Raw genomic sequence first — 22,541 nt, 5'->3', positions numbered from 1 at the left:
TCTTCATCTTTAGCAGTATTATGCAATAAAAATGAGTAATAACCCGTAATCTGTGGTTTAAATGGAGGTGATTATGGATGAGTACTCACCAAGGAGTTATGATATCTTAGTGCTAAAGTATTTATGTGATGCTCTATATCGTGAAGCGATGTTAACTTTGCATAGGACAAAAAGCCATTGGAAAAATGATCTTGGTTCCGATCAAAGCGTTAAACTTAATGTATTAATTGATCATATCACAGATTTTATTGGTCAATTTAAATTAAAATATCCGAATAACGTAAACCTTTTTATTTTTATTGACGAATATTTGGATGAAACTTATAACCTATTTGGTAAACCTGTAATGAGCCTAACAGATATTTCTGATTGGCAAAAAATGAATGAGCATTTGGCTGAAATATTAACAAATGATATAAAATATTCATTAAGTAACACTTGACGCAACAGCCAATAACATTCATATTTTATACATCTATAATTTAAAGAAAGGAAATTATGACTAAAATTGACTATCTGAGGCGCTTAAGAAGATGTACGACTATCGAAACATTGGAGCGCGTAATCGAAAAAAACAAATATGAATTATCTGAAGACGAACTTGAATTATTTTATTCTGCCGCAGACCATAGGTTAGCAGAGCTCACAATGAATAAACTTTATGACAAAATTCCTTCGTCAGTTTGGAAATATGTTCGTTAATAAGTAAGTCTTTCCTTTATCAGATAGGATATGGTTATAATTTTAGCCGATAGACGTTATCGGCTTTTATTAATAACTATATAACTTAAAATATTCATTCATTGCACGGATAATTATATCGTGGTGTTGCTTACGTTATTAGATTAAACAATGAACCATATTTATATTTTCACTTAATCAAAAAATAACCCTATAATTATCCTCACTCAACCATAGCTCTTTTTCATTAATAAAAACCATACCTAAACAATAACTATTTATGAAAACAATCAATGCAATGCTATTTATTTTTTAATTAATAATTCAATTGCATCATTAATCAAAATTCTTAATTTCACATAATCTTATTTTTCTATAAAAACTAAACCAAAAACTGGCATTTAGATTAAAATGAAAATTCATCAAATTAATTGAAATTTTTCTCTATGTAAAAAACCAACCATATTGAATTAATTTAGCAATTTTCAACATAAAAACAATTTTTGTTAACTGGATTAATTTTATCTGAAAAAATATAAATATCTTAGAAGTGTTAAACTGGCGGAGTCCTGTCAGCGACATCCCGGCACATACACCCCTTGCTATGGCTGCTTCTTTCCAGACCTGACCAAGTTAACAAGTTAGCATTGCGGGAGAACCAACAGGACCCCATTGAATGGCTCTATATGAACAATAGAAGCACGCATTATGCGCTATTCATATTCAAATAGCAAGAAAACAGAAATCAAGTGTTGTTTTCTTATTCAAATAGATAATATTAAACATACAAATAGTTTAACAGTATATAAATAATAACAAAAAAGATTAAAGTTGACCTTATTTACAACAAAATAAGTATCTAATCTAGTATAATCTTAATTTACCAATCCTCGAAGTGATGAAAAAACAATTTTCAATATGAAATGTAAAAATATATTAATAAAAAATCCACAAATAAGTAAGAATAAAATAGAAAAAAGATTAATTAACCACATCTAGATGTTCTACGCTATCAGTATGTAATAAATTACCAATTTGTTGCAATTGGTACATCTGAGCATAAAGCCCCGAGTGTCGTAATAATTGATTATGTTTGCCTTGCTCAACGATTTTTCCACGATGTAAAACAAAAATTTTATCCGCGTCTATAACGGTAGAAAGTCGATGAGCAATAACGATTAATGTTGTCTGCCGACGAATTAACTGTAAAGCTTTTTGGATCGCTCTCTCAGTTCCCGAATCGACATTGGCCGTTGCTTCATCCAATATTAAAATTTTCGTCGTTCGTACTAAAGCACGCGCTAATGCCAATAATTGCTTCTGCCCCGCAGATAGCATGTTACCTTGCTCACCTAACAGCGTATTTAAGCCATCAGGCAATTTATATACCCAATCAACAAGCTGCACAGTTGCCAAAATATGCCAAACCTTCTGTTCTGAAATTTTTCTTCCCAGAGCGATATTGTCAAACAAAGTCGTTGCTAAAATAACCGGATCTTGCTGCACTATAGTAATAGAATTACGCAACACATGGTGAGAAAGTGAGCATAACGGGCGTCCATCGAGTAATATTTGTCCTTTTTGCCATGGATAGTATCCCATTAATAAGTTAGTAATCGTGCTTTTTCCACTACCTGTATGCCCAACTAATGCGACAAATTCGTTATCCTCTATCTGCAGATCAATATCGTACAATACATATTTATCATCACGATAAGCAAAAGAAAGCTTTTTCATATCCACGCGCCCTGACAATAAAGGTAATTGATCACAGCCATAACATTGTCGAGGGTTATCTATCAATTCAAAAATTCTTTCTCCTGAAACTACCGCTTGTTGTAATACAGATTGTTGTGAGGTTAATTTAATTAATGGCTCATTTAAACGCCCAAGATAATTAATAAACGCATACAATACTCCAACACCAATAACATCTATTCCCTTAAATCCAAATAATAGAATTAATCCACAAAGAGTTAGTGCAGAAAATAAATTCAATAGTGGGCGTAAAAGAATACTATCTAACTTTAATGCCTGCATCCGGGCTATATAGTGTTGGCGATTCACTGCTAACATTTTCTCACCAAATCGGGCTCGTTGCCTAAATTGTTGAATAATAGTCATGCCGTTAATTATCTCATTAAAACCATCGTTAATATCAGCTAGGTAAGTACGTACTCGACGAACAATTGGTGTACTTAAACGCTGATAAACTACCATGACCAAAAATACTACAGGGAAAATTAAGCTAGCAACTATTGCCATTCTCCACTCTAAAAAAAACATCGCTACTAACATGGCAATAATTAGCGCTACACTACGAAATATAGTCGGAATAACGGTTACAAATAGATCCTTAACCACTTCAGTATCATTTGTCACTCGAAAAATCAGTTGTCCTACTGGTTGATTATCAAAAATACTCAATGGCTGCCTGATAGCGGCACTCATCACATCTGTACGTAATGTTTGAACAACTCCGATAGCGGCTTGATTAAATAAGATTGTTTGATAATAGTGTGAAATGGCAGCAATAATTTGTGATGCAAAAAAAATTATTATTAATATGACCGTGCTTTTCAACGGCATGTAACCTGTTGCTAACATATTATCAATAAAGTAACTCACCAAAAGGGGCCCACAAATTTCTGCCCCAGCTGCTATCCAGGATATCAAAACGGCAATAATTATCGGTTTACGAAATGAATTTCCATAAATTAGTAAGCGTTTTAAAGATGGCCATAAACGACGACGATTATTCATGCTCATTTTCCAATGAGGCTTCAATTTGCTGATAGCTATGCATATCTCGATACCAACCAGGTTTTGCAATTAATTGCTGATGAGTACCTTGAGATAAGATAGTACCTTGCTGCAATACAAGTATCTGATCTGAATCCACTAATGCAGACAATCTGTGGGCACTAATGATGATAGTATGACACCCTTGCCACTGGCGTAAATTTTTTAAAATTCTATTTTCAGTCTTTCCATCTACCGCAGACAAAGCATCGTCTAATATCAAAATTTCAGTATTTAATAATAGTGCCCTTGCAATAGAAATACGCTGTTTTTGTCCACCAGACAACATAATGCCACGCTCACCAACTTGTGTGTTATACCCATTAGGTAAACGCAAAATATCTTCATGTACATCAGCTAGTCTCGCCGCTTCCTCTATTTCTGTTTGGCTAGCAGTCAGTTTACCTAAAGGAATGTTACCCGCTATGGTATCGGAAAATAGAAATGGTATTTGGTTCACCACTGCCAGTCTGGTATGCCATTCTCCCTGCTGAATATCAGTCAGAGAAATAGATTGGAACAATATTTCACCATCAATAACATCAAAATGGCGCTGTAATAATGATAATAATGTTGTTTTTCCTGCCCCGGTTGGACCACAAATTCCAACTAATTGCCCTGGCTGTATATGAAATACAATATTATGTAAGGAAGATATTGCCGCACCTGGATAATTAAATTGCCGAATATTCACCTTCAATTGACCAGCTCTTTGCTGTAAACACTGTTTTCCATCAATAATTGATGGGCGTTGTTCAAATAAAACACAAATCCTACTATACGCAGCGCTTCCACGCTCAACAATATTAAACATCCAAGCAATTGCTAACATTGGCCATATCATAAGTCCTAAATACATAACAAAACTGGTCAAATCACCTAATGTCATTTTATTATGCAAAACCATCCAGCTACCACCAGCTAGCGCCAAAAAATTTGCAGCACCTATCGCAATATAGATTGTAGGGTCAAATTTCGCATCAACTTTAGCAACATGCATATTTTTACGTCCAGCCTCTAATGCGGCAATCTCAAACTGATGGGATTGGTGATCTTCGATACCAAACGCTTTAATCATACGGATACTAGTTAAATTTTCCTGGGCATGGTTATTGAGAGAAGAAAATGTCGCTTGAGCAGATTTAAAGCGTGTATGCAGTTGCTCACCATATCGCTTAATAATGACTGCCATGATTGGCATTGGTAGCAATGAAAGCAGGGTCAGTTGCCAACTAATCTCTATGCTCATGACAATTAACACAGCACAACCCATCACCAAAGAATCGACTAGTGTCAGGACACCTTCTCCCGCCGCAAAGACAACTCGATCAACATCATTTGTTGTACGTGCAATAAGATCGCCTACTCGATGTCGTAAATAAAACTCGCGAGTTTGGCGACTAAATTGTTGATAAAATTTTTGTCTTAACTGTACAGCTAATTTATAAGAAGCGCCAAATAACCATAACCGCCAAATATAACGCAATCCATAAATAATAAATGCAATAAGCACCATCACACTTATCCAGCCCAAAAGTTGTTTAATACTCATGGTTTGCTTACTAATACCATCAATAATAAAGCCAACAAGCCATGGTGGAATAAGTTGTAACCCTGCAATAAAAATTAATAACATGACAGCACCAAAATACCGGCGCCACTCAGTTAAAAAATACCAACGTAATTGAGAAAATAATCCCACATTTTTTTATCCTGATATTGAAAATTGCATCAAAAAATATAATAAAATACAGCTCAATAAATTAATCAGATACAAACAAAATTGTGATATATTTTATTTTCTCAATCAAAAATAAAAATGATCAATTCAATTAGCTATATTGTTGACTATATGTTTATAAAAACTATCGTAACCCACAAAATCTCATAATGTTATATAAAATATTTTTAACAACCTGATTTTATCAGCTTTATAAGCAATGTAATATCAGGATGTATTCAACAAATCATGGCATTTTTATCGCATAATTACATAAAATTAATATGCTACCGATAATAAATAGTCAGAATAAAATAATTCATATTTTATAATTTAAACAAATAATATAATACTATGAATATTTCTTCCCAATTAAGGCTATCTAAACTAGATTAAACTCGGTAACATAACGTATCATCTTCACTAGCAAAATTTTTTACTTGTACTTTATCGATGGATAGCATTAAGCATGACGAAACGAGCAGTTATTGTATTTAGTGGCGGACAAGATTCGACCACTTGTCTTATACAAGCAATAAAACAATATAACGAAGTTCATTGTATCACTTTCAATTATGCTCAACGTCATAGTGCTGAAATTGTTGCTGCTCAAAAAATATGCCAGCATTTTAACATCGCAGCACATAAAATACTGGATGTCGGATTATTAAATGAACTTGCTATCAGTAGCCTAACTCGCGACAACATTCCAATACCTTCCTATGAAAAAAGTATTGAAAGTGAATTACCCAATACTTTCGTTCCAGGACGTAATATTTTATTTCTAACACTTGCTGCTATTTATGCTTACCAAGTTCAAGCTGAGGTGGTTATAACCGGTGTCTGTGAAACAGACTTTTCTGGTTACCCTGATTGTAGGAATGAATTCGTTAAAGCGCTCAATCAAGCTATTTGTCTGGGTATAGCTAAACCAATTCGCTTTGAAACCCCTCTTATGTGGCTAAATAAAGCCGAGACTTGGGCACTAGCCGATTATTACCACTCATTAAAATTAGTACAAAATAAAACCCTTACTTGTTACAATGGTATTATAGGCAATGGTTGTCAACAATGTGCTGCCTGCCATCTGCGTGCAGAAGGATTAAAATATTATCTTAATCATCGACAAGCAATCATGTCCTCTTTAAAACAAAAAATGCACCTTAAATGATTTTAAATAGATACTATTTAACGATATTTAAACAATAAGCCAATTTAACTTACAATCAATGCCACTATATTAATTAATACAAGATACAATAAATTATTTTTAGTACTTTTGGCTTAAATATAATCTTACACTTCTAGCGTATACTGGTGTAATGAATAAGGAACTGAGATTAATAATTCCCTCTCAGCTCCTATTATGTATTAATAGGTTAATTTCTCACGATTCTTTTCAATAAAACCCAAACCAATACCTGGCACATCTTGAAGATGTTCGATTGACTTAAATTCTCCAAATTTCTTACGATGTAACACGATTAACTGTGCTTTTTTCAATCCGATCCCATTTAATTTCTCCGCCAACTCCTCTTCAGATGCAGTATTGATATTAACTTTATCATCCATCAACTGTCGCTTGACTGTTTTATTTATAAATGATTTCGTTCCAGTTTGCGTTTGATCATTAACTACTTTTAGCTGATCAGATTGGGCAAATGCGGTATGAGAAAATCCTATCGCAAAAATTAAGATCCTAGTTGTATATATTAGTTTCTTTTTTATTATTAGAAACATCTTATAACCTCCTTGTATCTTGAAAACGGTTTAAAATAGTTACGATTAGATTTGGCAAGGTGCATGCAGCCCGATTCCTCCTAGGGTTTTAAGCCCGTTAATTAGCGACCGGCGCATACACTGAGCCACTCATCTGAAACCCGAACAGTTGTCCGTACTCCATAACGCATTTGCAAGGATGGGTAATCATGAGTCAGCCAAATCCACTTTGTGTGGGTATTGATGTTTCTAAAGCAACGCTGGACATAGCAGCCAGCTGTGATATTGCACAGTTTACGGTCAGTAATGACTCTGACGGTTTTGATGCCATTATCGCCGAATTGAGAAAGCATTCGGTGGTGTTGGTTCTGATGGAGGCAACTGGCGGGCTTGAAGCTACTGTGGCCTGCTCGCTCCAGGCTGAAGGCTTTGACGTCACTGTGATCAATCCCAGACAATCCCGAGACTTTGCCCGCGCTATGGGCTATCTGGCAAAAACTGACCGTATTGATGCCAAAGTGCTTGCACAAATGGCAGAGGTTATTAATCGACATCCGGAGCGAGAGCGCTTTATCCGGACTCTGCCAAATGCAGAACGTCAGGTTCTTGCTGCGATGGTCGTACGCAGACGTCAGTTGATTACAATGTTGGTGGCAGAACGTAATAGGCTGTATACCGCACATCCACAGAATAGAAAAAGCATCAACATCATCATCAAGGCGCTGGAAGATGAACTTGCCAGAATCGATGAGGATATGAACAACCACATAAGGAACCACTTTAAGGATCTGGCCGCTAGGCTGAGCAGCATTAAAGGGGTTGGTACCATGACAGTTGCTGCGTTGTTGGCGGAGCTTCCCGAACTGGGCAGCCTCTCGAGGCGAGCTATTAGCGCGCTTGTAGGCGTTGCCCGCATAAACCGGGACTCGGGTACCATGCGTGGTCGGCGAACCATATTTGGCGGAAGGGACGGAGTCCGAACAGCACTTTATATGGCCGCGCTTGTAGCAACTCGCTTTAATCCGGTGATAAAAGCCTTTTACATGCGTCTGCTTGCAGCGGGAAAAGCCAAAAAAGTGGCGCTGGTCGCCTGTATGCGCAAGCTGCTGACTATCCTGAACGCGATGCTCAGAAAGAACGAAGAATGGAATGAGTCGTACCATCACGTTTCTCCATAATTTTAACGTTCAAGACAGTTGCTTGTTAATTAGTAAAAATCAATATTTATTTACCAAAATTGATATTATATTTCCCTGATGTATACGCTTTATGACAGTTTGCTAAGCAATGAATAAGATACAAGAATAAAAAAACATTACGACAATAAAATGATATAACAGCAAGAGGCTGCACAAGCGCAGCCTCTAATTTATGTAATTGTATAAAATTATGTGGAAGTCGATCGCAAATTACTCAATTCGGCCTAAATCGACTTTAGCCTTATCACGTAAATTCAACATCAGTGATTCCATCATCACATCGCCAAGTATCATTTTATAGCGTTGCGAAAAGACTTTTAATTCATCTTCCGTCGGTTGCCCCTGAGTAACTTTGACCAATTGAATAATCACTAAATTATTTTTGCTATCTTTGCTACTGAGATAAGTCGGTGTATTTTCTTTAGGAATTGGCATCTGAAAAATTTGCTCAGCCAATGAGTCATTTTGATCAAAACGTTTGATAATCTTTGCCTCATCAAAGGTAATACCCTGTTTTGCCAAAGCCGCTGCACCTGTCCCTTGTTTTAATGCGGTCAGCAATTTATTGCCCTCTGCTTCCATCTCTTTTGTAGCTTTATTAAGCTTGACTAATTCAGCTACTGATTTTTTCACCTCATCGAATGGTTGTGTTACCTCTGGTTTATATTTTTCAACTCGAATAACAAACGCACGATCACCATCGACATTAATAACATCTGAGTTAATACCTGTTGGCCCATTTTTATCTAATAAGTTGCCGTTAAAAAAAGAATCAGCCACTTTATCAAATCTTATTTCTTCAGGAAGATTATTACGACTAAACCAATCTGTTGTTACCGCTTTAATACCAGTAACTTTTTCAGCTGCTGCTAACGATTCGTTATCATCCATCGCCGCGCGACTTGCAGTTTGTTGTAATGAATAAAATGCATTAATCGCTTTTTCATTTTTTAGGCTATCGGCAATCTCAGTTTTTACTGACTGAAAAGGTTTTATTACTTCAGGTTTAATATCATCAAGACGAAATATAATATAATTGCTAGCCGATTTTATTACGCCAGAAACCTGTCCTTTTTTAGTTAGATTCGCAGCAATAATTTCACTTGGCGTTGAAGTCGCCTCCATCCAACCAAGAGCACCATGATTTGCTGCACTAAATTTATCTGTCGATTTTTCGGCAACTAATTGCTTAAAATCAGCCCCACCAGCCAATTCTTTAGCAACGGAATCGGCTTCTTTTTCTGTTGACAATTGGATCATGCTGTAATGTTTTTGCGCAGGCTGCGTAAAATTAGCTATATTTTGCTCATAATAGCTTTTCAGCTCTTCATCTTTGACTGCCACATTTTCACGTTGAGAAGCGGCATCTAACTTAATATAACTAACCTGTACCTGTTCGGGTGAAATAAAACTGTTCTGATGTGCATTATAGTAATCTTGTAATTCTTTATCTGTAACCGTTTGTTTAGATTGATAGTTAGCAAGCGATATAGTTGCTGTTTTCACTTCACGTTGCTGTAAAAGTAACTCAGCATAGGACTTAATTTCTTCAGGTAAGACAAATTCATCTGTCATATACATTTTAGTGAGTTGACGGTTAATCAAATTTTGTCGTATTTCTTGGGCAAGATCATCGGCATTAACATTATGTTGAGATAAAATAGCCCGATATTTTTCACTATCAAAATGCCCGTCAGTCTGAAATATCGGCATGTTGTAGATATCTTGCTTAATTTGCTCATCACTCGCCGTTAAGCCCAATTGATTTGAATATTGATTAAGCAATGTCACACCAATTAAACGTTCTAAAGCTTGACGACGCAACATCTGGATCCCTTGCTCGCTGCTGGCAATTTCAGCAAATTGATCACCTAGTCGTTCTTGTAATGCTTGCTTTTCTTGCTGAAAAGCTTGCTGTAATTGAGCTTGACTAATTGCTGTGCCATTCACTTTCGCCGCGTGATTACTTGAACCGCCAATCAGGTAACCACCAACGCCGGTAAGCACAAAAGATAGGATAATAATCACAAATACTATTTTTAGCACAGGACTATTCGCCGCCGTGCGTAGGTTGTCCATCATAAAGAGGCTACTCTCCGTTTTAGTCAAAGTAAATAGACGCATAATACGCTATTTTAGCGTAAAAGAAAAAAGCGCATCACCTTTATGATGCGCTCGATCCTAACTTACTAAAACAATTGATTCGGTTTTAGTTTATCCGTTAACAGTATGCCGCAATCCTTATTTTTTCTTGTGGCCGTTAACAGCATCTTTTAATCCTTGGCCGGCTTTAAATGTCGGTACCTTTGCCGCAGCTATCTTAATAGCCTTACCTGTTTGAGGATTACGTCCAGTACGTGCTGGGCGATTTTTAGTTTCAAAAGCTCCAAAGCCTATTAACTGAATTTTATCTCCTTTTTTGAGAGTTTGAGATACAATTTTGAGAAATGCATTTAACACGCTCTCAGAGACTGATTTAGCAGCCTTTGACTCTTTAGCAATTTTTTCTATTAGCTCTTTCTTTTTCACGCTTATCATCCCCATTTTATTAATTATGGATTAAACAAACATATTGCTAACGGTTCACAAAAAGATGACACCGTCGTATCAATACTACAAAAGTATGGCAAGAAAACATATTACAGCCAAATAATTATAGATTTGTTTACTTAATTTATTTAGTAGATAAAAAAACTGATAAATCATTTAAGATTTATCAGTTTTAAGTTTATGTAAAATTTTTAATTTAAATCAATGCATTAAGAGCATTTTTTAGTCACTATCTCCATCCCAAAGGGTGGATTTTGTAGTGCAATGGAAAAAACCTCTTCAATGGTCTTTACCGGGTAAATTTTTAGATCTGCGATAACATTTTGGGGTATTTCTTCCAAATCTCGACGATTTTCATCGGGAATTAGCACGATTTTTATACCACCACGGTGAGCGGCTAACAATTTTTCTTTTAAACCACCAATTGGTAACACTAATCCTCGTAATGTTATCTCACCTGTCATCGCTACGTCTGCTCGTACAGGATTACCGGTCAAACAAGAAACTAACGCTGTGCACATTGCAATTCCTGCACTGGGACCATCTTTTGGTGTTGCCCCCTCAGGTACATGCACATGAATATCCCGTTTTTCGTAGAAATCAGCATTAATACCTAGCTTTTCTGCTCGCGCCCGAACTGCAGTTAACGCCGTTTGAATCGATTCTTGCATAACCTCACCTAACGATCCGGTATAAGTGAGTTTACCTTTGCCAGGTACACAAGCGGTTTCAATAGTTAATAAATCGCCACCAACTTCTGTCCAAGCTAAACCCGTCACTTGACCGATACGATTTTCGGTATCTGCACGACCGTAATCAACTTTACGCACACCAAGATAGTCTTTTAGATTATCTTCATTGATGACAAGGTGTTTCAATGATTTATCCATCAGTAGTGCTTTTACTGCTTTACGGCATAATTTGGAAATTTCACGTTCTAAACCACGAACACCAGCCTCGCGGGTATAATAACGAATAATACCAATAATTGCGCTATCGTCGATCGTAAGCTCGCCTTTTTTCAATGCATTTCGCTGAATCTGTTTAGGTAACAAATGTTTTTTGGCAATATTAAGTTTTTCATCTTCGGTGTAACCTGAAAGACGAATCACTTCCATACGATCTAATAACGGTGCTGGAATGTTCATCGAATTTGAAGTCGCAACGAACATCACATCAGAAAGGTCATAATCAACTTCTAAATAGTGATCATTAAACGCAACATTCTGTTCTGGATCAAGTACTTCAAGTAAAGCCGATGCCGGATCACCACGCATATCCGAAGACATTTTGTCAATTTCATCTAACAAAAATAAGGGGTTCTTAACACCCACTTTTGCCATTTTTTGAATAAGTTTCCCGGGCATAGAGCCAATGTATGTTCGTCTATGTCCACGAATTTCTGCTTCATCACGGACACCACCAAGTGCCATACGAATATATTTACGCCCTGTCGCTTTAGCAATTGATTGACCCAATGATGTTTTACCAACACCAGGCGGCCCCACCAAACATAAAATTGGCCCTTTAATTTTACTCACGCGACTTTGCACAGCTAAGTATTCAAGAATACGTTCCTTAACACGCTCTAAACCATAATGATCGCTATCCAGTGTCTCCTGAGCTTTCAGCAAATCTTTTTTAACTTTACTACGAGCATTCCACGGGACCTGCACCATCCAATCAATATAGCTCCGTAAAACTGTCGCTTCAGCAGACATAGGTGACATCATTTTCAATTTTTGTAATTCTGCCTCCGCTTTTTGCCGAGCTTCCTTAGGCATTTTAACTTCTTCGATTTTGCGCTTGAACATTTCATATTCATCAGGCGCGTCTTCCATCTCACCTAATTCTTTCTGAATTGCTTTCATCTGCTCATTCAAATAGTATTCGCGCTGACTTTTCTCCATCTGCTTTTTAACGCGATTACGAATACGTTTTTCAACCTGCAGTAAATCAATTTCAGACTCCATCATTGCCATCAAATATTCAAGGCGCTCAACCACATCAGCCATTTCTAATACACGCTGTTTATCCGCTAGTTTTAACGGCATATGAGAAGCGATTGTATCAGCCAATTTGTCCGATTGTTCAATAGAATGCAATGATGTTAATACTTCAGGTGGGATCTTTTTATTCAGTTTAATATAGCCTTCAAACTGATTAATGGTTGTCCGATTTAAGACTTCTTGCTCTTTTTCATCAACAGTCGGAGAACTAAAATACTCAGCCTGGGCAATGAAATATTCTCCATTATCCGTTAGCGTAGTGATTTTTGCACGACGCAGACCTTCAACTAAGACTTTAACCGTACCATCTGGTAGTTTTAGCATCTGCAAAACAGAAGCAACTGTCCCTACAGAGAAAAGATCATTTACTCCTGGCTCATCAGTCAATGCTTCTTTTTGAGCCACCAACATGACCTGTTTATTCTGATCCATTGCAGCTTCAAGACAGTGAATCGATTTCTCGCGGCCAACAAACAATGGGATCACCATATGTGGATAAACCACGACATCTCGCAGAGGCAGTACAGGAATTTCAATGCGTTCGGAACGCTCAAGATTCATAAGGTTCTCTCTTCGTTTAGCTTATGCCAATTTTAGGGTTTCCTTAAAAGTTTTGAGAAACCTCAGTTTAAATATAGAGTTACATGGGGACAAAATTTTGATATTCAATAGCCTGATTCGGTATTAAACACAATATGAGGGGAAAACCCTCATTTTGCATTACACAATTCAACTAAGAAAAGCATTAAGATTTATTTTTCACCTGATGCTTGTATATCAGGTTGACTATAAATCACTAAAGGTTCTGATTGACCGGCAACCACCATTTCATCAATCACTACCTTCTCAACATGCTCCATTGATGGCAAATCATACATAGTTTCTAGCAAAGCGCCTTCCACAATAGAACGTAAACCACGTGCTCCGGTTTTCCTCGACATGGCTTTTTTTGCAATTGTTTTCAATGCTTCTTCACGAAACTCAAGATTAACGCCTTCAAGTTCAAAAAGTGCTTGATATTGTTTAGTCAGCGCATTTTTAGGCTCTTTCAGAATCTGAATTAATGCTTCTTCACTTAATTCGCCTAAAGTAGCTACGACAGGTAAACGACCAATAAATTCAGGAATCAAACCAAACTTAATTAAATCTTCTGGTTCCACTTGAGAAAGTAACTCACCTTCAGTCGCTCGCTCGGATTCGCTTTTGACCTCAGCAGAGAAACCAATACCTGAACGTGTATTTAACCGTTGGCCAATCACTTTATCAAGACCTGCGAATGCACCACCACAAATAAATAGAATTTTAGAAGTATCGACTTGCAAAAATTCCTGTTGTGGATGTTTACGGCCTCCTTGAGGGGGCACTGCTGCAATTGTACCTTCAATAAGTTTAAGTAAAGCTTGCTGAACGCCTTCACCTGAAACATCGCGTGTAATTGACGGGTTGTCAGATTTACGCGATATTTTATCAATTTCGTCAATATAGACGATACCACGCTGTGCTTTCTCTACATCATAGTCGCATTTTTGTAGAAGTTTCTGAATAATATTTTCTACATCTTCTCCAACATAACCCGCTTCCGTTAATGTTGTCGCATCAGCCATGGTAAATGGTACATCCAGGTAACGAGCCAAAGTTTCAGCCAATAGTGTCTTACCACTGCCCGTCGGCCCAATAAGCAAAATATTACTTTTACCTAGCTCTACCCCTTCACCATTCATCCCTTCGTTAGAAATATTACGTAGGCGTTTATAATGGTTATAAACGGCTACCGCCAATACTTTCTTGGCATTTTCCTGGCCAATAACATAATCATCAAGATGATAACGAATTTCATGGGGTGTCGGTAATGCGCTGCGCTCACGATGTGGTGCAATCTCTTTAACTTCTTCTCGAATAATATCGTTACAGAGCTCAACACACTCATCACAGATATAAACTGACGGACCAGCAATTAACTTACGAACTTCATGCTGGCTTTTTCCGCAGAAGGAGCAGTACAGCAACTTTCCTGAACTCTCTTTGCGTTTATCTGTCATTCAGATAACCTCACTTTTTTAACCATCACCCTAATTTCAACAAAGAGGGTAACAGAAAACTGTTACTAATTAATCATGTATATAACTATATCAGGCATGCCATACATTTATGTAAATTAATTACGATTAGTATAAATTTTATCTACCAAACCATAACTAACTGCTTCCTCTGCAGATAAAAAACGATCCCGTTCGGTATCGTTCTCAATCTCTTTTATTTTTTTACCCGTATGTTTAGCCATTAATTCATTCATACGCGATTTAATTTTTAAAATTTCTTTGGCGTGAATTTCGATATCCGACGCTTGTCCTTGAAATCCGCCTAAAGGTTGGTGGATCATGACACGAGAATTGGGCAAACAATAACGTTTTCCTTTAGTACCGGCGGTAAGCAAAAAAGCGCCCATCGAACACGCTTGCCCCATACAAATTGTACTAACGTCAGGTTTAATAAATTGCATCGTGTCATAAATTGACATACCTGCCGTAATGACGCCACCCGGTGAATTAATATAAAGATGAATGTCTTTATCAGGGTTTTCAGCTTCTAAAAACAGCATTTGAGCAACCACTAAATTTGCCATGTGATCTTCGACCTGACCTGTTAAAAAAATAATTCTTTCTTTAAGTAGGCGCGAATAAATATCATAAGAACGTTCACCGCGTGAAGTCTGCTCGATTACCATTGGCACCAATGCCATATGCGGCGCAAGTTGATCTTGATTGTTATGATATGACATTTCCATCTCCTTGTATCTTGAAAACGGTTTAAAATAGTTACGATTAGATTTGGCAAGGTGCATGCAGCCCGATTCCTCCTAGGGTTTTAAGCCCGTTAATTAGCGACCGGCGCATACACTGAGCCACTCATCTGAAACCCGAACAGTTGTCCGTACTCCATAACGCATTTGCAAGGATGGGTAATCATGAGTCAGCCAAATCCACTTTGTGTGGGTATTGATGTTTCTAAAGCAACGCTGGACATAGCAGCCAGCTGTGATATTGCACAGTTTACGGTCAGTAATGACTCTGACGGTTTTGATGCCATTATCGCCGAATTGAGAAAGCATTCGGTGGTGTTGGTTCTGATGGAGGCAACTGGCGGGCTTGAAGCTACTGTGGCCTGCTCGCTCCAGGCTGAAGGCTTTGACGTCACTGTGATCAATCCCAGACAATCCCGAGACTTTGCCCGCGCTATGGGCTATCTGGCAAAAACTGACCGTATTGATGCCAAAGTGCTTGCACAAATGGCAGAGGTTATTAATCGACATCCGGAGCGAGAGCGCTTTATCCGGACTCTGCCAAATGCAGAACGTCAGGTTCTTGCTGCGATGGTCGTACGCAGACGCCAGTTGATTACAATGTTGGTGGCAGAACGTAATAGGCTGTATACCGCACATCCACAGAATAGAAAAAGCATCATCATCAAGGCGCTGGAAGATGAACTTGCCAGAATCGATGAGGATATGAACAACCACATAAGGAACCACTTTAAGGATCTGGCCGCTAGGCTGAGCAGCATTAAAGGGGTTGGTACCATGACAGTTGCTGCGTTGTTGGCGGAGCTTCCCGAACTGGGCAGCCTCTCGAGGCGAGCTATTAGCGCGCTTGTAGGCGTTGCCCCCATAAACCGGGACTCGGGTACCATGCGTGGTCGGCGAACCATATTTGGCGGAAGGGACGGAGTCCGAACAGCACTTTATATGGCCGCGCTTGGAGCAACTCGCTTTAATCCGGTGATAAAAGCCTTTTACATGCGTCTGCTTGCAGCGGGAAAAGCCAAAAAAGTGGCGCTGGTCGCCTGTATGCGCAAGCTGCTGACTATCCTGAACGCGATGCTCAGAAAGAACGAAGAATGGAATGAGTCGTACCATCACGTTTCTCCATAATTTTAACGTTCAAGACAGTTGCTAATTAAACGCTTTATGGTGCCCAATCTATCTAATTCTACTCGAGATAAATAAGAATGACTATAATTACAAACTTAACCATTATTCATAAAGGGATATTCGCCCTTATGAAGAAAGTCATACAACAATATAGAAAATTATTTGGGGTTATTCTTTTCTTTTTTCAAGAAAAAAGAAAAGTTTTTTAACGATAAAAAACCCGTAGCATAAAACCACGGGTTTTCACAAAACCAGATAATAGCATTTCACTACTCAGCAATTACCTCATCTGAGCTTGATTCATTAACTCTTGGAATTGAGTTTCTTTATCTGTTACTTCCGCTTTTTCTAATAATATTTCAATGGCTTGTTCTTCTAGCGCCAAATTACGGACACTATCCATTAACTCTTTATTTTTGCTATAGTATTCGATCACTTCAGAGGGATCTTCATAAGCTGAAGCCATCTCTTCAATCAGTGACTTTACACGAACATCATCTGCAGTTAGCGAGTTTTTATTGATAACTTCACCTAATAATAAACCAACAATAACACGATGTTTAGCTTGCTCTTCAAATATTTCACGTGGTAATTCTAACGCTTGTTTTTCGTTGCCACCAAAACGTTGTGCAGCTTGTCGACGTAGTACATTTATTTCACTGTCAACAACAGCAATAGGCACCTCAATTTCGTTTTCCTTAACTAAACCATCAAGTACTTGCGTCTTAATTCGATTACGAACAGCTGTTTTTAGTTCACGTTCCATATTTTTGCGTACTTCTGCACGTAAACTCTCCATCGAACCGTCAGGAACACCAAATTGTTTGATAAATTCTTCAGTCAGTTCTGGTAATACACGTTGTTCCACTTTCTTCAAAGTGATAGCAAAGTTAGCCGCTTTACCTTTTAAATTTTCTGCGTGATAATCGGCTGGAAAATTGACATCGATAGTAAATTCTTCACCTTCCTGATGACCCATAATACCATCTTCAAAACCAGGTATCATACGACCTTCACCCATTACCAGCACAAAATCGTTCGCATTACCACCTTCGAACACTTCACCATCAATTGTGCCTTTAAAATCGATAGTCACTCGCGAATCTGCAGCAACTTTTTCTTTTATCTCTTGCCAAGTAGCTTGTTGCTTGCGTAATGTTTCCAGCATGGTGTCAACATCTTCATCTTTTACCGCAACAATAGGTTTTTCAACCTTGATATTTTCTAAACCCTTTAACTCAATTTCTGGATAGACTTCGAATTCAACGGTATAAGTAAAATCTTCACCCGTTTTAAATTGTTCAGGTTGATATTTTGGTGCCCCAGCTGGATTAATTTTTTGTTCTATGATTGCACTGACAAAATTACGCTGCATTATATCGCCCAGCACGTCCTGCAATACAGAAGTACCATAACGTTGTTTAACGATATTCATTAGCACTTTGCCTTTACGAAAACCATCAATGCGCACTTTTTTTGACACATTAATTAATTCACTATTCACCGCTTTTTCAATATCAGCATTAGGAACGGTAATTGTTACACGACGCCCCAGGCCTTGAGTTGTTTCAACAGAAACTTGCATCTTGTTACCTCAAAAGAATCTTAGTACTCGGACAACTCCAGAGTGAATGTTATCAGACATCTCCTAATAACATACTGCTCCCCAAACCCGGGTTTACCCTCTATTTTTTGAGGCTCCCTGTTAAGTAGAAGCGTTCCGAAACCTTATAGAAAATTAGACGCGACATTATACAGATGCATATGGGGTGAGTCGAGCAAAGGTGAATAATAAATAGTAAACGTTCTAAATACTGGCTTTTGTAGCAAAATTGATATGACTAACACGGTATAAGATATAACGATAAAAATATTTTATACCAGCAATTACTGCTAAATAATATTTGGTTAAGTCAGCAAATTATCTATTTCTTAACCTCGATTGACCTACTCTCCACCACGGCAAGCTGGTGAAGAAAAAGCCTGCTGTTGGCGCTGTTGCCACTCAGTTGGAGTATAAGTATGTAATGCCAATGCATGAACACTATTAGATAATTCATCTGCTAATAATTGATAAACAGCTCGGTGACGAGCAACCATCCTTTGTGCTGCAAATTTTTCTGTCACTAAAATAACTTTAAAGTGACTTTCCTTACCTGGCGGAACATTATGTTGATTACTTTCATCTAATACCATCAAATATACCGGCGAAAAAGCGTATTCCAGTTTTTCTTCAATTTGCTTACACATGGTTTGCATAAGTTTAGTTACCATATTAATAGACTCTTTCGACTTAATTTACTAAGTAAATATACATGCCAGCAAAAATGATTAATCTGTTTTTTATTATGACTCACTACGATTTATCCAATATCGGTTAGAAATAGGATTAGATATTACTAAATTACGATTAAAGCATAATCCAGACCAATTTTTTAGTAGGTTTCTTCACCAAATGCCGATAACTTTCTGGCATACTAACAGTAAAATACCAAAGTATGGTAACGATTAAATCAAGTAATACCAAAATAGGTTGAGAAAACATGTTAAAAAATACCTTTCATCTAATCATTGCTCTGTTAATCTCATTGAGTTTAATAGGATGTGTTGCCCCAAGTAACACCCTGTCTATCGAGCCAAATATTACCCTGCCAACTCAAGATCCAACCATAAGAGCAGTTTCAATAAATATTACTAGCATTGATAAAAGAAGCTCAACGGCACTTGCCGAAGTTAATCGTAATGCAGCACTAGCGGTATTAAAACCCTCTCGCGATTTACGCTATCTTTTACAAGAAGCATTAGAAAAACAGATGATCGCCAGAGGTTATACGGTTAGTGCACCGGCTAATATTAATTTACAAATTGCGCTAAATAAGCTGTATGCCGATGTACAAGAAGGCAGCTTACGTCATAATATCACTGTCGATGTTGCGATTAGTGTCGTAGCTATGGCATCTAATGGGTCAACCGGTACACGTACCTATACGCGTAGCTATAATGAGCAAGGGCCTCTTGATGCTAGTAACGAAAAAATTGCTTCTGCTCTCAATAAAGCGTTAACCGACATTATTGCTGATATGGCTAATGATCCTGAAACAAGCCAGTTTATAAAACAAAACGCACAATGAATTTTTCAGCGTGTTAAGTGAGAGTGCTGCCAGCAATAGCTCAGTCTGACAATAACAGAGCAACAGGACGACTATGAAAAAAAACTACCTGACCGTTTTTACCCAACATCGTTCCCGAGTGCTGCTTTTGCTAGGTTTTGTGTCAGGGTTACCGCTGGCACTTACCGCAAGTACTTTGCAAGCCTTGTTAACCGTCGAAAATATTGATATTAAAACGATCGGGTTTTTTCATTAGTCGGCCAGGCTTATGTATTAAAGTTTCTTTGGTCACCATTAATGGATCGCTACACCCTGCCCTGGCTAGGTCGCCGGCGTGGTTGGTTATTAACCACTCAGATTTTACTGATTATCAGCATTGCGGCGATGGGATTTATCGATCCCAAAGAGCATCTTTGGTGGTTGGCAGCTGCTGCGGTGCTGGTCGCTTTCTGTTCCGCCTCACAAGATATTGTTTTTGATGCTTATAAAACCGATTTATTGTCAACAGAAGAGCGCGGCGCCGGCGCGGCAATATCCGTTATGGGTTATCGTATTAGTATGTTGGTTTCAGGCGGATTAGCTTTATGGTTGGTCGACCATTTTGTTACTTGGCAGCAACTCTATCTACTGATGGCCAGCCTAATGCTAATTGGTGTCTATGCAACACTGTCCGCTAAAGAACCACTAATAAAATCGCCACCACCCAAAACACTGTATGAAGCTATCTATGAACCCTTTGTCGAATTTTTTAGTCGTAATAATGCCTGGATCACCTTGTTATTGATCATTTTTTATAAAATGGGTGATGCATTTGTTATGGCACTGAGTACCAATTTCCTATTAAATAAACTTGGCTTTTCGCTGGCTGAAGTTGGCACCATTAATAAAACTTTTGGGCTATTTGCAACTATTCTTGGCGCTTTATATGGTGGCTATATTATGCAAAAAATGTCGTTATTTAAAGCCTTACTTATTTTCGGTATTTTACAGACTATTTCTAATTTTGGTTATTGGTTTCTGGCAGTAACTCCCGCCAATATTCATACCACCAGCGGCGTTATCTTTATTGAAAATATCTTTTCTGGCATGGGCACTGCCGCTTTTGTCGCACTACTAATGACGCTTTGCAATCATTCGCTTTCTGCAACTCAATTTGCTTTACTATCGGCCTTATCGGCTATTGGGCGGGTCTATGTTGGGCCCATGGCAAGCGCGCTAGTGAGCAAATATGATTGGCCCACTTTTTATCTTATTTCTGTCGTTATTTCATTACCGAGTATTTTTTTAATATTGATATGCAAACAATCGTTATCTTATATCCAACAAACCGGCAAATTTATGCGTCGGACTTATTTTAAGCAATCCTATAAATTAGCTATTGTGTGTCTTGCCGTCTCAGCAGGTATATTTATATTTTGGTTAATAATAACAATTTTAAGTTATTTTTCGGCAGGCAAGATCAATTTATTTACACAACCGATTGAACTATGGTTTAAAATGTTAATTTATAAAGATCAACTGATTAATTTAAGTATCATAATTGGGACTGTTGGTTTTATTTTAGGCGGAACCCTGGATTATCTGGCGATACGTAAAACAGGCATACCAAAACAATGCCACAATAGCCATTAGAATATATATAAAATACAAATAGTTATATTACAAAATATTTATATTAATGATTTGTTATTGACTGCTATAAAATAATCATTGATACAGAGTGATCTTTATCACTGTATGCAAAAGATCAGATTTCTATTTACAAAAACAAACTCTATCATCTCGCAGCTTTCACTTTCGCATTTCATTATATTAAAATACGTTTAAATTTATTTAAAATTAAGTTAACAAATTTTATGAGTAAAAAGTTTTTACCTATTGCGATATTGACGTCGCTAACTCCGTTTACCATGGCTAGTACTACAACAGAAAATTCCCTTGGTTATCAAAATGGTTTCGCTAATATCAGTCTAAATTATTTTAACTGGTCACAACGAGCAGAAAATAAATCGGCTCACACTACCGGTAAAAAAGATTTTGTCTATCTTGAACTGGAAGGAGGCGCTAACTTTAATTGGGGTGAACTCTATGGTTTCTTTGATGTTGAAAATCCATTTCATCAACGTAAAACAGAGCCCAGCAAAAACCAACGCTACGCCGTTAAAACAACCGGTCGTTTCTACTTAGGTGACAGTGGCTTTAATCTCTATGGGCATCTTTATGGTATTTGGTCTTTACCCGGTTATAAATACGGTGGTAATTTCCACGAAATTAATACACTTTATGGTTTTGGCTACAATTTCTCACTAGGCGATTTTTGGCTAAAACCCTTCTTAGCCTTACATTATGTTGATCAAATTTTCTATCCTGGCAACAATGGCTATGTCATTGGTTGGGTTGCCGGCTATAGTTTTCAATTATGGTCACAAAACTTTTCTATCACTAATTGGCATGAGATGGAATTTAATCGCGCAAAAGGCTATGGCAATGGCGGCAAAGAAGGTATTAACGGTGCGATAGCCTTATGGTGGACACCTTTTGAAACCTTATCTGCAGGTATTCAATATCGCTATGCTGATAACAAACTTGGTGATGATTTTTATCACGATGGGATCATTTATACCATCAAATATAATTTTTAATCACGTAAGCTAACGTAAAGCCAGCTTATTTGAAAATAAATACCATTTTTTAACTAATGCTAAATAATAAATATTTAAAACTAACTATTATTTAGCATAATAATTAATTTTCGATCTATAAAATCACATTTTGATTTCCTTTTATCTGCTTCTTTTTATTAATAATAAAATTATTTAATGT

Annotated in this window: 17 protein-coding genes, 1 other RNA gene and 1 pseudogene; 8 read left to right on the top strand and 11 right to left on the bottom strand. The window is 37.4% G+C overall.

The features are described 5' to 3' along the window. Window positions 1-73 precede the first annotated feature (73 nt). The gene (gene tomB, locus AACL31_RS09680; protein ID WP_310511899.1) at window positions 74-442 is read left to right on the top strand and encodes an Hha toxicity modulator TomB; all 369 of its coding nucleotides are present in this window, start codon (window positions 74-76) and stop codon (window positions 440-442) included. Window positions 443-498: 56 nt separating this feature from the next. Continuing rightward, window positions 499-702: an HHA domain-containing protein gene (locus AACL31_RS09675; RefSeq protein ID WP_032115134.1), complete on the top strand. Its 204-nt coding sequence runs from the start codon at window positions 499-501 to the stop codon at window positions 700-702. Window positions 703-1,248: 546 nt separating this feature from the next. Here the strand turns inward: AACL31_RS09675 and ffs are convergent. The 3 genes from ffs to AACL31_RS09660 all read right to left on the bottom strand — a co-directional run bounded on the left by ffs (window position 1,249) and on the right by AACL31_RS09660 (window position 5,185). Then, an RNA gene (gene ffs / locus AACL31_RS09670) (signal recognition particle sRNA small type) lies at window positions 1,249-1,345 on the bottom strand. A 317-nt stretch (window positions 1,346-1,662) separates the two neighbouring features. After that, window positions 1,663-3,444 carry a SmdB family multidrug efflux ABC transporter permease/ATP-binding protein gene (locus tag AACL31_RS09665; protein WP_310511898.1) on the bottom strand — a complete coding sequence of 594 codons (1,782 nt, stop codon included), beginning with the start codon at window positions 3,442-3,444 and terminating at the stop codon, window positions 1,663-1,665. Further along, a complete protein-coding gene (locus AACL31_RS09660) occupies window positions 3,437-5,185 on the bottom strand; it encodes a SmdA family multidrug ABC transporter permease/ATP-binding protein (protein ID WP_339053958.1) in 1,749 nt (582 codons plus the stop codon). Before AACL31_RS09660 ends, AACL31_RS09665 begins: the two co-directional genes overlap by 8 nt. A 487-nt stretch (window positions 5,186-5,672) precedes the next feature. On the opposite strand from AACL31_RS09660, the gene queC reads away from it, so the two are divergent. Continuing rightward, the gene (gene queC, locus AACL31_RS09655) at window positions 5,673-6,374 is read left to right on the top strand and encodes a 7-cyano-7-deazaguanine synthase QueC (protein ID WP_310511896.1); all 702 of its coding nucleotides are present in this window, start codon (window positions 5,673-5,675) and stop codon (window positions 6,372-6,374) included. A gap of 200 nt (window positions 6,375-6,574) precedes the next feature. On the opposite strand, the gene AACL31_RS09650 is transcribed toward queC, so the two are convergent. Next, a complete protein-coding gene (locus AACL31_RS09650; protein ID WP_310511895.1) occupies window positions 6,575-6,943 on the bottom strand; it encodes a ComEA family DNA-binding protein in 369 nt (122 codons plus the stop codon). A gap of 188 nt (window positions 6,944-7,131) precedes the next feature. On the opposite strand from AACL31_RS09650, the gene AACL31_RS09645 reads away from it, so the two are divergent. Further along, window positions 7,132-8,100, top strand: a complete 969-nt coding sequence (locus tag AACL31_RS09645) for an IS110 family transposase (protein WP_339053957.1) — start codon at window positions 7,132-7,134, stop codon at window positions 8,098-8,100. Window positions 8,101-8,331: 231 nt separating this feature from the next. Here AACL31_RS09645 and ppiD read toward each other — a convergent pair whose 3' ends face one another. From ppiD to clpP, 5 genes are all read right to left on the bottom strand, one after another. Continuing rightward, the gene (gene ppiD, locus AACL31_RS09640; protein ID WP_310512944.1) at window positions 8,332-10,203 is read right to left on the bottom strand and encodes a peptidylprolyl isomerase; all 1,872 of its coding nucleotides are present in this window, start codon (window positions 10,201-10,203) and stop codon (window positions 8,332-8,334) included. A 159-nt stretch (window positions 10,204-10,362) separates the two neighbouring features. Beyond that, window positions 10,363-10,650 carry an HU family DNA-binding protein gene (locus AACL31_RS09635; protein ID WP_409013959.1) on the bottom strand — a complete coding sequence of 96 codons (288 nt, stop codon included), beginning with the start codon at window positions 10,648-10,650 and terminating at the stop codon, window positions 10,363-10,365. Window positions 10,651-10,880: 230 nt separating this feature from the next. Then, complete coding sequence (gene lon, locus AACL31_RS09630; RefSeq protein WP_310512946.1) at window positions 10,881-13,241, bottom strand: endopeptidase La; 2,361 nt, start codon at window positions 13,239-13,241, stop codon at window positions 10,881-10,883. A 191-nt stretch (window positions 13,242-13,432) separates the two neighbouring features. Beyond that, on the bottom strand, window positions 13,433-14,719 hold the full coding sequence (gene clpX, locus AACL31_RS09625) for an ATP-dependent protease ATP-binding subunit ClpX (RefSeq protein WP_310512947.1): 1,287 nt from the start codon (window positions 14,717-14,719) through the stop codon (window positions 13,433-13,435). 116 nt (window positions 14,720-14,835) lie between these two features. Then, entirely contained in the window at window positions 14,836-15,459 is a 624-nt protein-coding gene (gene clpP, locus AACL31_RS09620) for an ATP-dependent Clp endopeptidase proteolytic subunit ClpP (RefSeq protein WP_310512948.1), read from the bottom strand. A gap of 186 nt (window positions 15,460-15,645) precedes the next feature. On the opposite strand from clpP, the gene AACL31_RS09615 reads away from it, so the two are divergent. After that, entirely contained in the window at window positions 15,646-16,608 is a 963-nt protein-coding gene (locus AACL31_RS09615; protein ID WP_339053949.1) for an IS110 family transposase, read from the top strand. 280 nt (window positions 16,609-16,888) lie between these two features. Here the strand turns inward: AACL31_RS09615 and tig are convergent, their stop codons facing one another. Continuing rightward, window positions 16,889-18,193: a trigger factor gene (gene tig / locus AACL31_RS09610; protein ID WP_310511504.1), complete on the bottom strand. Its 1,305-nt coding sequence runs from the start codon at window positions 18,191-18,193 to the stop codon at window positions 16,889-16,891. Between the two features lie 362 nt (window positions 18,194-18,555). Further along, on the bottom strand, window positions 18,556-18,858 hold the full coding sequence (bolA, locus tag AACL31_RS09605) for a transcriptional regulator BolA (RefSeq protein ID WP_310511508.1): 303 nt from the start codon (window positions 18,856-18,858) through the stop codon (window positions 18,556-18,558). A gap of 293 nt (window positions 18,859-19,151) precedes the next feature. Between bolA and AACL31_RS09600 the strand changes: the two genes are divergently transcribed. The 3 genes and pseudogenes from AACL31_RS09600 to AACL31_RS09590 all read left to right on the top strand — a co-directional run bounded on the left by AACL31_RS09600 (window position 19,152) and on the right by AACL31_RS09590 (window position 22,360). Further along, a complete protein-coding gene (locus tag AACL31_RS09600; protein ID WP_310511503.1) occupies window positions 19,152-19,739 on the top strand; it encodes a YajG family lipoprotein in 588 nt (195 codons plus the stop codon). Window positions 19,740-19,812: 73 nt separating this feature from the next. Next, window positions 19,813-21,350, top strand: a pseudogene (locus AACL31_RS09595) (AmpG family muropeptide MFS transporter). Window positions 21,351-21,628: 278 nt separating this feature from the next. After that, a complete protein-coding gene (locus tag AACL31_RS09590) occupies window positions 21,629-22,360 on the top strand; it encodes an outer membrane protein OmpK (protein ID WP_339054002.1) in 732 nt (243 codons plus the stop codon). Window positions 22,361-22,541: the final 181 nt, after the last annotated feature.

Origin of the sequence: Arsenophonus endosymbiont of Crataerina pallida, from assembly GCF_964020125.1 — a bacterium.
In the GTDB taxonomy this organism is placed as follows: Bacteria; Pseudomonadota; Gammaproteobacteria; order Enterobacterales; family Enterobacteriaceae; genus Arsenophonus; species Arsenophonus nilaparvatae.
The sequence above is the reverse complement of the archived record's forward strand: the minus strand, read 5'-3'. Positions and strand labels throughout refer to the sequence as shown.